At 47.0% G+C, this 13,803-nt stretch carries 7 protein-coding genes; 3 read left to right on the forward strand and 4 right to left on the reverse strand.

Annotated elements, in window-relative coordinates; genetic code table 11:
- The 3 genes from ACKTT2_RS06475 to ACKTT2_RS06485 form a co-directional block, all read left to right on the forward strand.
- A partial coding sequence (locus ACKTT2_RS06475) for an energy transducer TonB family protein (protein ID WP_407885140.1) occupies window positions 1-924 on the forward strand: 924 nt, incomplete at its 5' end.
- Between the two features lie 51 nt (window positions 925-975).
- A complete protein-coding gene (locus ACKTT2_RS06480; protein WP_407885141.1) occupies window positions 976-1,371 on the forward strand; it encodes a VOC family protein in 396 nt (131 codons plus the stop codon).
- Window positions 1,372-1,416: 45 nt separating this feature from the next.
- Window positions 1,417-3,084, forward strand: coding sequence for an FAD-dependent oxidoreductase (locus tag ACKTT2_RS06485; RefSeq protein ID WP_407885142.1), 1,668 nt, complete (start codon window positions 1,417-1,419; stop codon window positions 3,082-3,084).
- 98 nt (window positions 3,085-3,182) lie between these two features.
- Here the strand turns inward: ACKTT2_RS06485 and ACKTT2_RS06490 are convergent, their stop codons facing one another.
- Genes ACKTT2_RS06490 through ACKTT2_RS06505 form a run of 4 tightly spaced genes read right to left on the reverse strand, consistent with a single transcriptional unit; the run spans window position 3,183 to window position 13,080 of the window.
- Complete coding sequence (locus ACKTT2_RS06490; protein WP_407885143.1) at window positions 3,183-9,092, reverse strand: PAS domain S-box protein; 5,910 nt, start codon at window positions 9,090-9,092, stop codon at window positions 3,183-3,185.
- Window positions 9,093-9,105: 13 nt separating this feature from the next.
- Window positions 9,106-9,276 (reverse strand): ATP-binding protein, encoded by a 171-nt coding sequence (locus ACKTT2_RS06495; RefSeq protein WP_407885144.1) that lies wholly within the window; start codon window positions 9,274-9,276, stop codon window positions 9,106-9,108.
- 41 nt (window positions 9,277-9,317) lie between these two features.
- A complete protein-coding gene (locus tag ACKTT2_RS06500; RefSeq protein ID WP_407885150.1) occupies window positions 9,318-10,517 on the reverse strand; it encodes an MFS transporter in 1,200 nt (399 codons plus the stop codon).
- A gap of 16 nt (window positions 10,518-10,533) precedes the next feature.
- Entirely contained in the window at window positions 10,534-13,080 is a 2,547-nt protein-coding gene (locus ACKTT2_RS06505; RefSeq protein WP_407885145.1) for a TonB-dependent receptor domain-containing protein, read from the reverse strand.
- Window positions 13,081-13,803 lie beyond the last annotated feature (723 nt).

Here is a 13,803-nt window from a genome sequence, read left to right on the forward strand (position 1 = left end):
CCAATTGCGCGTCGCGTGAGAACGTTACCAACACTCAAACCTCAGCCACTACAAACACCAGTTAACACCACAGCACTCACCAACAAACTCAAACAACCAATTGCGCGTCGCGTGAGAACGTTACCAACACTCAAACCTCAGCCACTACAAACACCAGTTAACACCACAGCACTAACCAACAAACTCAGACAACCAATTGCGCGTCGCGTGAGAACGTTACCAACACTCAAACCTCAAGCAATACAAACTCCATCTGCGATACCGCCAAAACCCAAACCCCAGCAGACAACTATTGCTCGCAGTACCGTTTCTTCAAACCCTACCCCCAGCCCCCAGTCCCCAGTCCCCAGCCCCCAACCCAATCAAACAAACGTTGCTCCTACAACTAAACCAGCAAATCGATCGCAAAAACTGGCAACAAGCCCTTCCTCTGGGCAATTACAACCCCGGTCAACTCAAAGCATACCACCTAAAGTTAAGCCATCTCGAAAATCGGGAGCAGCGAGTCGTTTAGGCGGTCCAGTCAGTTTACCAAGTCGTAATTTTGAGGAGAATTTAGCCGCCCTACCCGATTCCAACCCTTCCAATCGAGCTTTTGATGGTATGGATGCTCGTAAAGATGACTTGGGTCTTTATCTCGAACAATTGCAGCAACAGGTGAAGCAGCAGTGGATACCCGGACTTACCCAATATTCCCGTCGAACGGTTCTTTACTTTACTATTAGTCGTTCGGGTCGAGTCACTGGTCTCCAAGTTGCACGACCATCTGGATTCGACGCCATTGATGAAGCTGCAATCAGCGCTATCCAGCGAGCAGCACCTTTTGCTCCTTTACCTACTACATATTCAGAAAACTATCTGTCCATTGAATTTACATTTAGTATTAACGTTTATGGGCAACTCGAATTATTTATGGGGCAATAGGGACAGCAAAATAGGAAAATAAATAATTAATTTTACGCACGTGAGGTCAAAATGAAAGTTGGTACAGCATACACGAGACTGCTTGTCAAAGACTGGGAAGCTTGCTTTTTGTTCTACAAAGAGGTTATTGAATTTGATGTTGCAGTGGTAGATGAAGAAGCTGGATATGCTGAGTTTAAAGCTGGAGATATGCGGTTATCTCTATTTCGGCGACAGGAAATGGCACAAATGATTCATAATGCTGATAAGCCAGCTCATGCTGAATGCCAAGACACTGTAGCTCTAGTTTTTGTCGTACAAGATTTAGAAGAAGAATATCAGAGATTGAGGCATCAAGGCGTGCATTTTACTGCCGCACCGATGAATAATCCTTATTACAATCTAAAAACGGCTTATCTTCGAGATCCAGACGGCACTCTCATTGGTCTGTACCAATATTTAGTGTAATTTAAGACACACCAAGAATTTAACAAGGGAGATTGTCAAAACGCTATGGCTGCAAAACCTGTAATTATGACGGTTGATGACGATCCAGAAGTTTTACAAGCTGTGGCGCGAGATCTACGCCAAGAGTATGGCGATCGCTTTAGAATCATCCGTGCTGACTCTGGTGCTAGTGCGATCGAAGCGTTAGAACAACTCAAGCTCCGCAATCAGCCAGTGGCATTGTTTTTAGTCGATCAACGAATGCCACAAATGTCTGGAGTGGAATTTTTGGAACAAGCAATGTCAATGTTTCCGGATGCAAAACGGGCATTATTGACCGCCTATGCTGATACTGATGCTGCCATTCGCGCCATCAACACCACCAGAATCGATTACTACTTAATGAAGCCGTGGGACCCGCCTGAAGAACGTTTGTACCCAGTGCTTGACGATTTGCTGGATTATTGGATAGCGGATTTCCGTCCACCATTTGATGGCATTCGTGTCATTGGCAATCGGTGGTCTCCCCATTCCCATCAACTGAAAGACTTCCTAGCACGAAATCAACTGCCTTATCAGTGGTTGGATATTGAGCTATCGGAAGAAGCACAAAAATTAGTTGAATACACTGAGTGCGATAAATTACAATTACCCGTCGTTCTTTTTGCTGACGGTTCCAATCTCATGCAGCCAACTAACCTCCAAGTTGCTGAGAAAATTGGGCTGCGAACCCAAGCAGAAAAGCCATTCTACGATTTGATTATCATTGGTGGCGGACCTGCTGGTTTAGCAGCAGCGGTCTATGGAGCATCAGAAGGGCTACGCACCGTCATGATTGAACGAGAAGCCCCTGGAGGTCAAGCAGGTACAAGTTCGCGTATTGAAAATTACCTTGGCTTTCCTGTTGGATTGAGTGGGGGAGACTTGGCGCGACGTGCTGTCACACAGGCAAGACGCTTTGGTGTTGAGATTCTAACACCACAAGAAGTTACAGGTATTCGCTTGCAAGACCAGTATAGAATTGTACAATTGGGAGATGGGAATGAAATCAGTTGCCATGCCATGATTTTGGCATTAGGTGTATCGTGGCGGCGGTTAGATATTCCGGGGCTAGAACGGTTGACAGGTGCAGGAGTGTATTACGGTGCGGCGCAGAGTGAAGCTTTGAGTTGTCAAGGAGAAGACGTTTACATCATTGGAGGCGCAAACTCAGCAGGACAAGCGGCAATGTACTTTTCTAGGTACGCCAATCAAGTGACTATGTTAGTACGTGCTGATTCTTTAACCAAGAGTATGTCGCAATACTTAATCGAACAAATTGCAGAAACATCAAATATTACAGTAAAAACACATACTAGTGTGATAGAAGCAAAAGGCGAGACAAGTTTAGAAGCACTGACTCTTCAAAACTCCTTAAGTGGTGAAACACAAAATGTTCCTGCAACTTCCCTGTTTATTTTTATTGGTGCAGTTCCTCGTACCGATTGGTTAGATGGAGCGATCGCAAGAGACGAACGAGGTTACATTTTAACAGGTCCCGACTTGCAAAAAGATGGGAGTCCCATTAAAGGATGGACGTTAGAACGCGATCCCTTTTTACTAGAGACAAACATCCCTGGGATTTTTGCAGTCGGAGATGTGCGTCATGGTTCGGTGAAGCGAGTTGCTTCTGGAGTGGGTGAGGGGTCAATTTGCGTTCAGTTTGTTCACCGATATCTTAGCAATGTGTTGTAAATGGTTAGTGGTTAGTGGTTAGTGGTTAGTGGGGGCGCAAGGTATTGCGCCCGCTTGGAATTCATATAGTATAGCTTTTGCCCGTTGTGTTAGCTGTGCTATCTCAACGGGAATTTGACAATAAAAGTTGTACCCTGCCCAATACCTGGGCTTTTGGCGTGGATTGTACCGCCGTGGAGTTCTACCAAGTGACGTGCGATCGCTAGCCCTAACCCTAGTCCTTTCTTTACGCCATCAGCTTGCCGAAAAGTATCAAAGATGTACGGTAGAAAATCGCCATCTATTCCACAACCAGTATCACTTACTATAATCTGGGCTTGGTTTTCATCAGTTTGCAAACTAATTTCAATTCTTCCCTCAAGGTGTGTAAATTTGACCGCATTAGTCAGTAAATTTAAGATAATTTGTTGTAAACGTTCTGGGTCGCCTTGTACTATCGTTGGTAATGGATCGAGCAGACAATCTAAGCGAATATCTTTGGTTTCCAGGGATTGGCGCACTGTGGCGATCGCTTGGTCAATTACTTGTTGCAGTTCTACTGGCTCAAGATTCAGGCGAATTTTACCCGCAGTAATCCGCGAAATATCGAGCAAATCTTGCACAAGTTTGGCTTGCAAAGTGGCATTGCGTTCAATTGTCAAGAGCGATTTCATCAGCATAGCTGGGCTGGGGGAGCTGCTACGCAGTAACCGCGTCCACCCGAGAATGGCGACTAGGGGGGTATTGAGTTCGTGAGAAACTGTTGATAGTACCTCATCCTTTCTGTGGTTAATTATTCTTTCGGAGCGGAGAGTTTCAGAGCGCAGGTGTGCCAATTGCAGATAGGCATTGACACGGGTGACAAGTTCGGTGGCAGAAAAGGGTTTAATGAGGTAATCATCAGCCCCAGCTTGCAGCCCTTCAATTACCGATTCTTCCCCAGCCTGGGCAGAAAGCAGAATAATCGGTACTTCTTTTGTCCGTGCATCAGCCCGCAATGCTTTCAATAACTTAAAGCCGTCTAATTCTGGCATCATCACATCACTTAGAACCAGATCCGGCAGTTGCTCATTCACCGTCGCTAGTGCCGCCGCCCCATCAGCAACCGCTTTCACCTCAACGTGTTTGCTTAATATCCGCGTTAGGTAATCGCGCATATCGGCGTTGTCATCGACGATGAGGACACGGGGGATTGGGCATTGGGAATTGGGCATTGGGGATTGGGAAAGTTTTTCTCCCCTGCTCCCTACTCCCTGCCCCCTTGCCTCTTGAGGTAGCCACCGCTCTGCTTCTTGAACATAAGGCGTTGCGCCTAATGCAGTTGGTGTCAGGGTGCGTATGGCTTGGATGCGATCGCCTACGACGAGTCGTAGGCGATCGCATGGCAGGTGTGCTGTGCCTAAGGGAATGGTGACGGTGAAGCAGCTTCCTTGCCCAACGGTGCTGCCTACCTCCACGGTTCCACCGTGCATTTCGATCAACTCATGCACTAAAGCTAAACCAATACCCGAACCTTCATGAGTTCTGGCTATAGCTCCTCGTACTTGATAAAATCGCTCAAACAGATGGGGCAATTCTTCCGGCTCAATCCCAGTGCCTGTGTCTTCTACCTGTAGTTTTACATGATGGTCATCAGCAAGATGCAGCCTGACAGCAATTTCGCCTTCTAGGGTAAACTTAAAAGCGTTGGAGAGCAAATTCAGGACAATTTTCTCCCACATTTGGCGGTCTACGTATACAGGCTCAGCTAAAGGTGGGCAATCGACAACCAACCGCAAACAAGCCCTTTCAATGGCGGAACGAAATACACTGGCTAACTCAGTTGTGTACAGTGCCAAGTCGGTCGGTTCATAGACTGCTTCCATGCGTCCGGCTTCAATGCGGGAGAAGTCGAGTAGGGTATTAACTAGCTTCAGCAGTCTCATCGTGTTGCAATGTACAAGTTCCAATCGTTCGCGTTGTACTCCAGGCAAGGGATTGACCGAATCGCTCAAGGCATCTTGCACCGGAGCGAGTATCAACGTTAGCGGCGTGCGGAATTCGTGGCTGACGTTGCTGAAAAAGAGGGTTTTGGCGCGATCGAGTTCTGCCAGTGTTTCTACTCGTTGGCGTTCTTCTTCGCGGGCAGCTTGCTCTCGAATGAGTTGGATTTCGTTCGCTTCGGCAAGTTTGCGATCGCTCAGGTCAATGGTGACTGCCAGAATACGTTGCGGTTGCCCTCGCTCATTATCCAGGCGAGTCAGAATGCTGGTTGCCCAGAGAACGGTGCCATCTGGACGGACATACCGCATGTCGAGGGAAACCGATTCACCCGTTTTCAGAAGTTGTTCCAAAGCGTTTAAGCTGGTGGGCACATCATCGGGGTAGGTAACATCTGGCACGGTTGCGGCGAGCAATTCTTCTTGCGATCGCCCCAGCATGTGGCAGAGTACATCATTGACGTGCTCAAAGTGTCCATCGAGCGAAATTTCAGACAACCCCACTGCCGCCTGTGCGAAGATGACGGACAATCGCTGTTCGCTCTCACGCAAGGATGCTTCGGCGCGGGCGCGTTCCACCGCAGCCCAGGTTCGGTCGGCAACCTCCCCGACCAGAGTGATTGCTGCTTCGGTCCATTCCCTGGGCTGGGTGTCAGCCACCAGTAGCGAGGCGATCGGGCACCCATTCTTGACTAACGGCGTACTAACCATGGAGCGGAAGCCGACGCTCGTATACCGTTCGCGAATGCGTTGGCTCAGCAGCTCATAGTACGCAAAATCGCTAACGTTGAGCACCTGCCCAGACCTGAGGAAGTCTAGGAACTCCGGAACGCCCGAGACATCGTGGACTCCGGCAAGGGAGGGAAGCCCTTCGCGGGTAGCATCCCCGAGCACCACCCCGACCTTCGCCGCTTCGTCCCATTCAACGTAGTAGCACCAGCCAGCAGAGAGCTGCGTGCGGAGCATTTCTGTCGCGGTTGCCTGGATCGCTTGCGGATCGCTGAGCGGGCGCAGGGCATCGCTGAGTTTCAACAGGAACGCCTGCCGCTCCTCGCTTGCCCGTAGTGCCGCCTCCGCCCGCTTCTCGTCCGTGACATCGCTGAAGAGTGCCGCGAGTTGGTTCTTGCCGTTGCTCGTAGGAAAGACAAAGACATCGAACCAGCGCTCGAGTTCTTTGTGAAAGTCGATGAAACGCTTCGGCTGTCCGGTGCGTGCGACCTCGGTGTAGTCCTTCAGCCACATATCCTCGGCTTCCGGGAAGAGTTCCCGCATCGTCTGTCCGGGCTGCGGTCTGCGCCCACTCTGCCGCTCGAAGGCTGGATTCGTCTCGATGTAGCGGAAATCTATCGCCTCGCTCGCATCGTTGTAGATCATCTCGAAGATGCAGAAGCCTTCGTCGATCGAATCGAACAGCGAGCGATATTTTGCTTCCGATTCACGCAGGGCTGCTTCGGCGCGGGCGCGTTCGAGCCGTGGAAATGTGCGGTTTGTCACCTCGCGGATTAACTCAATTTCGTCTTCATGCCAATCGCGGGCAACAGAATTATTAACCGTAAATAGGTATCTCCATTCGCCCTCACGATGAAAGGGGACGGTTACATAGGCATGAATCTTGAGTGCAGCATAGCGATCGCTAACCGTGCGAGGATCGGTCTGCGTATCGCGGATGACAATGGTTTCTCCAGACCGTGCCGCCTGTCGAAATTCTTCGCTGATAAAGTCGGAGAGCCGATAAACACCCCTCACGTCTGGTGTATCTGGGGTATGCCAGGTGTATTCGACGATCGCCTGATTCTGCCCTTCGTTAATTTTAGCGAAGAGACAGTTGGAGATGTTGAGGTAAGTGCCCACTTTTGCGCCGACTGCACGCATAATCTCGTCGGCGGACGAAAGACGCGAGAAATCTTCGGCGATGTCAGCTAAGAAGGCAAGATTTGCTTCGCGGCGTTTGCGATCGGTGATGTCGTCGTAGAACACCACAAAGCAGTCCGCTCCGCCAAAAGGATTAACGTTAAAGACGAACCACTTCTGATTGTCCGGAACGAAATGCTCGAAGCACTCCGGCTGTCCGGTTCTAAGAACACGTTCAACGATCTCTAACCAAGAGCGATAGTAATCTGGAAAGACTTCGCTAGCTAACCGTCCAAGAGCGCTGCTCCGGTCAAATCCTGTCTGACTTTCATAAGCTGGGTTGAGTTCAAGATACCGGGCATCTATGACGCAGCCACTCTCGTCGCGGACAAGCTTGTTGATCGCGAGACCTTCGCTCATCGTGTCGAACAGCGATCGATACTTTTCCTCCGATTCGCGTAAGGCATCTTCGGTATGTTTACGAGCGGTGATGTCGCTTGCCGCACCAAACCATTTGACGATTTCGCCCGTTTCGTTCATCACCGGAATGGCGCATGAGAATGTCCAGCCCACTGAGCCATCAAGCCGAATGACGCGGTGTTCCAATTCAAAATTGCTGCGGGAAGCGATCGCTCGGTCGATCGCTTCCCAGAGTTGCGGCTTGTCGGTTTCGGGAATGTATTCTTCTATCCAATTACTACGCGGATTTTCAGTTGAGGCAATAAATTCCTTGCCTTTGAGGAAACGCATCTCACCCCAATCTGCGCTCATTTCATAAATGATGTTCGAAGCGGCATTGACAAAAGTGCGGAATTTTTCTTCCGATTCGCGCAACGCTTCTTCGGTATTCCTACGCTGTGTCACGTCGTGAATCGCACGCACCGCATAGAGAAATCGCCCTTCGTCGTCCCGCACCGCAGTCGTCAGCACCTCAACCCACGCACGGTATCCATCCCTCGTGACATAGGTTCCCTCATCGACATAGCTGTCGATTTCGCCGCGCACCAGCCGACCATAGTGTTCGCGCACCTTGTCCCTGTCCTCGATGGGGATGCCGTCGAAAATCGTGCTGTTGGCGAAATCCGCGAGCGTGTAGCCGCTCAATCGGGTGAACGTCTCGTTCATCCGCAGATAACGCCCCATCTCGTCGAGTTCGTGAATGCCGATGCCGACGTTGTTCTGGGTGGCGTGGAGACGCCGCTCGCTCTCGCGCAGGGCTTCCTCGAAGCGTTTGCGATCGCTAATGTCATGAGAGACCACCAGCACCGCATAGATTTCCCCATTTTCAGCCCGAAGCGGCGTTCCCCGTGAGATGTAGGTGTGGTTGTGGGCATGGTGCTCCTGCTCAAATGGTTCACCTGCGAGCGCCCTGCGGTACATTGGCTCATAATTCGCGGCTAAGGAAGGTGGCAGCACCTCGAAAATTGTACGCCCGACGAGGTCTTCTCTTTTGAATCCGGCGAGCGCCAATGCTTCTCCTTCCGCCAGCAAATAGCGGAGATCGCGATCGACCACAAACGCTGCCTCGCCGGGAAGATTCGAGATTAAAGCATATAATTGCTCTTGTGAGAGCTTGCGTTCTGCAATTTCTGCCTTTAGAGCCGCATTAGCAGTCAGCAATTCTCCTGTTTGGCGCTGCTGCAACAGCAAGGCTGTGGCTGTAAAGTCTGCCCAACTCGTCATTATCCGCACATCTTCTAAATCAAAATGCCGCTCTTGGGAGTGTGACATAATCCAGATCGTGCCCAAGACATGGCAATCGGCAATTAGGGGCAACACTAACCCTTCAACAATCGGCGTGTTGGCTGCTTGAAAGTAGGTGAAATACCGTTCGGGATGGGAAAACAGCTGGGGTGTACCACGTTCTAGGGTGACACCACAGGGGCTAAAGTCACGCTTTGTAGTGCCACCTACATACTGTGCTAAAGCTCCTGCTAAAACATTCCAGCGAAAGACCTCTTCCCCATTTGGGGTTTTTTCCAGCAAGCTAACGCCTGCGCTTCCAGCATTGCATAAATCGAGCGCTATGTCAACCAGGCTTTGGAGCAGGGTTTGTGAATGACTCGCCATCTGCCGTGCCACCGATTGCATTGCCTGTGCCTGGAAGCACCAATCGGGAGTACGGGGAGCGCGTTGCGATAGCTCCTCGGTAATCAAAATGTCGTTGAGTGTAGCCCTGTGTGGTTCTTGTTGTGGCATAGCACCGATCGCTCTACCCAGAGACGGTATTGTTGAATCCGGCAGGAGTCATCAACGGCAATTTGACTCTAAAGGTTGCTCCGAGTCCAACTCCGTCACTGCTTGCTTCTATTTTACCTTCGTGCAATTCAACCAGCATCTTCTCTATCGCCAACCCAATGCCTACCCCGGACGGTTCCGACATGAAGATAGGTAATCTTAGACCACCGAAGGGAGTACTTTGACTTAGAAAGTCAGAGTTTGCGGACTCCTGAACATCTTTATCAGTAATATACTCAACAAACTCAATGCTGCACTAATGATAAACGTGAATGCATACCCCGTAGTACTTGCGATCGCACCACTCACAACTGTGGCAGCAATTCCGCCTATGTACATTATTGAAACTTGAAGTGTATAATCAATCGCAGCAGTTTCGGGGTTACTTTTGTCCATCATTGCACTGAGTAGAGCAGTATACGCCATACTTTGAGTCGCATTCACCGCTATACTCACACCATACAGAATGGGCAAACTGCTGACACCGACCGCAGGCACAATATACAAAAGTGTAGTAATGGCGGCGATTAATCCAAATAAAATCAAGGAACGTACCGATCCCAACTGGGGAATTATTATCCCCGCAATCAAAGCACTGACAATACGGGCACTATAGCTGACAATACCCAACATCAAGCCAATATCTGAGAGCGACAAGCCGCGATCGCTCAAAAGCGGACGAATCATTGTACTTGACATCATTTCGCCAGACATATACAGTAACAAAACGAAAAGCCACGGTAATATTTTCGGACGGGAGAGAAAATTAACGAAAGGTTGGAAATAAGACCGGAAAAAGTTTGTTTTTTTTGATTTCGTACTAACTTGTTCTTGATACAGCAGCACTGGCACTAAAGTAAATAACATTACCAATGACATAAATATTAAACTATACCGCCATCCAACTCTATCCAGTAAAATGAGTACCCCACCACCGCCAACGATCGCCCCAAAAATATTTCCCCCGGATTGAATGGCGTTTCCCAATCCACGTTCTTGTGGTTCCAGCAAATTGACTGCTAATGCATCCGTTGCAATGTCTTGACTGGAGGAGAACAAAAAGGCAAGGAACATGCAGATAATCAAGATATTAAAATTCTCTCGAATATTAATAAATGCACATCCAAATGTAACAAGTACTAACAAAACTTGAAAACAGATAATCCAACCGCGATAATGTCCCAAACCACGGATGCGGTAGCGGTCAATAAAAGGCGACCAAAGGAATTTTAACGCTGACGGGAGAATGAGAAAACCTAAAAATCCAATCGCATCCAGGGACATATTTTGCTGTCGCATGAAAACGGGTACTGTTTGGATAAAAAATGTGGTAGGAATGAATTGAGAAGTGTAAAGCGCAGCAAGAAGAATTAGTTTTGCAAGCATGGCAGCACACAGGAAATTAGAAATTAGCTTTAAATCGGATACCATATGTTACTGGATCGCCAAATCCCACGGTTGCGATTGGTGGTGGGAAGAAGAATCCAGAGGTTATATAGCGAGTATCAAACAAGTTGTTTGCGTATAGATAAATTCCATATTTTTCAGCTTCGTAACCGATGCGGAGATTTACGAGGGCGTAGGGCTCTTGTTTAATTTCGTTCCCATCGTCAAAATAAGTAATACCATAACCACGCAGTTCTGCACGGGCAAATAAGCCTCCGAGACTGCGATATTGAACCGCTAAATTATAGGTAATTTGCGGAACCAGAGGAACTCGATTATCGCTTAAATCTACCCCTGTTTCAGTATTTAAATAATTTTTGTATCTACTATTTACATAACCAACTGATGCAATTAAATCCAGTCCTTTTGTTGGTTTTGCTTTCAGTTCAAATTCCACTCCAGTGGCTTTGAGATCGATGTTGGTGACACTTCCGAAAAATCCACTTTCGTCAAACTGCAACACTTGGTAGTCATTAACATCGTTGTGAAAGAATGCTATGTTAGCAATCAAACGATCGTCCAGCCAAGAAGATTTTAAACCTACTTCATAACTCCAGGTTCTTTCTTCTCCAAATCTGACGGTATTTTCAGTATCGCCACGGTAGTTCAATCCGCCCGGTCTATAACCTTTAGCAATGGTAGTGTACGCCATTAAATTGGGGCTGAATCGATATCTTAACCCAAAACGGGGAACCAACTCATTGTTATTAAGTTTTGCATCTCGAACTTCCGGACGGAGTGGAGTTAAACTACCATCAGCATTTACTGACTCATAGCTACTATCTAAAGATACATTATTAGATTCGTAACGTAAACCAGCAAATAAGGTTAATGGCTCGATAACTCTGTAATCTACTTGTCCGAATACTGCATATGTTTGGCGATAATTGTCTCCGAAACGTCGAGTTCGTCCAAATCCAACAAACTCAGATCTGGCATCATCAACATTAAAATCGCTAGACTCGTAGTAACCACCTAATAACCATTGAAAACGGTCAGCAGTTTCTGGAGACTGCAAACGTAATTCCTGCGTCCATACTGTTGAGTTAATGTCATCAATAATTTGTATACCTGCGCTTCCTGGAACAATGTTTTCTTGGCGGCTAAAGCGGCGTGCGGTGATGGATGTAGCTCGGAAGGCGTCACCATTATAGCTAACTCTTAAAGCTTGGGCATTTGTGTCGAGGTTGTTGAAACCCTCAGTTCGTAGATTAACCTCATAAGGGTCGGGAGCATTACGTTGGTTGTAAGTAGGATTACCGTCGTCTGTAAAGCTGTTGTAACTATTAAAAGATACATTCCATTCTGGTGTTGGGGTCCATAAGAGTTGCGCTCGTGCAGCTATCCGCGATCGCTCGCCTATTTTGTCTCCTGTAGCAAGGTTTTCAATAAATCCATCTTGTGCTCTATAAGCTCCAGCAATCCGAAATGCTAGCTTATCGGAAACCAAAGCATTACTGTGAGAGAATTGGAGTTCGCGGCTGTTATATCTACCGTAACTTGCAGCAACTTGTGTTTCTGGTTCTAGAGTTGCTTGGCGAGAAATGATATTGACAACCCCACTAGAACTATTTCGACCGTAGAGCGTACTTTGGGGACCTCGTAGCACTTCTATTCGTTCTAGATCTAGATCGAGCAAGGCGAGGTCTAGAAAGCCAGCATAATCAAATGGAATATCATCGATGTAAAAGGCTACGCTATCCTGACTTGTGAGGAAATTTTGGTTGTTCAAACCCCGTAAACTGTAGTAGTTAAACTCAGTACCGCCGGAAGATGTGGGGAAAAAGCTAAAGTTAGGCGTGTTATTAGCGATATCAGTAAAAGAAGTGATTTGACCGTCTTCGATTTCCTGTCGGGGTATGACCGTAACACTGAGGGGTACATCCTGCACGTCTTCCGGTCGTTTCTGTGCAGTAACATTTAGTTCTATATCTGCTTGGTCGGTGGAATCTAAACTGAGGATTAAACCGCGATCGCTACTCGTCTTAACCCGTGCGATCGGTGCATCTTTTACCCCAGTCACCCGCACTTGCACTTTGTTGTTATCTAACTGTGTAACTGTTACAGAAGCAATTCCTCGAGCGGGTGTTTGCGATTGAAACTCCTTACCATCCGGTAACGCCAATACCGCATTTTGGATGTCTGCAATCAACGTCTTACCATCAACTGTAGTTGTCGGTTGTGACAATTCCCCTTGGAGAGTTTCTAAAACGATTTCCAAACCACTTTCCGTTTCTTGCAGTTTAATTCCAGTTATTTTAATAACTTTAGGAGTTGTGTTTTCCTGGGTTAGCAAATCAGAAGCACTCGTTTTTGGGAACTGTATTTCGCTAAGTTGGGGAATATTTGAAATTGATGTCAGGGCTTTTTCTGTAACTGAAGACAATGTATCTTTTTTGCTAATTTCTGTCTGTGTCTGCTTCTGTTGTGCAAAACCTGGTTGAGCAAACACCAAACAAAATACGCAGGCATTGCCAGCGTATGAAAATTGTTTCAATTTCAAAGTATCCTCCCACACTACACGAAAATTATTCTCACACCAAAGAATCAGAACCCTAGCACCAAATGCAGCAAGAGTTAAACCAAGTTCTACTCTTAATACGAAAAATCACCGTTGTCAAACGACACGTTGTCGTAGAAATACTTTGTCGATCGTATGGATAACTTACCCCTTCTCAGACAGCGCCAAAAATCTTAGAAGTCCCAAGTGCGAAGTTTACGTATTCTGTCCCGGCTTACATTGGTAGGCAATTTGTTTGATATCCAAGCATCATAATTTTTGTTAACTTACTTTTTGATTAATTATTCTTATAATTGAGCCTAGCTAGTTAGCATACTTGAAAAACTCTTAATAAATAAGCATTCAAGATTGGTTTGACTTATTGTCAAACATCAGAATTATTCTACTGACTCAAATAATAATACAGAAAATTAATTACCAATAAATATCTTTAAATTTAAGTAATTTTTGATACACTTTTATCATGTTTATATCTATCACAGCATTGACTCCCTTTCTGCTCTAAAATTTCACTCCTGCATATAGGGTGGCCATTACCCACCACTATTGAATGTTAGTGGGCAATGCCCACCCTACGCTCATAGGTCATCTTGACTGGAAGGGAGTAAATCAATAATAATACTTAAATAAAAGTATTATTAATTACTTTTAATTTATTTTAATAAAAATCTTTCCTAATAGTAAAAACTTATAGGTAGTATTTCC

The organism is Scytonema hankhaensis NUACC26 (genome assembly GCF_045865695.1).
Taxonomy (GTDB): Bacteria; Cyanobacteriota; Cyanobacteriia; order Cyanobacteriales; family Nostocaceae; genus Scytonema.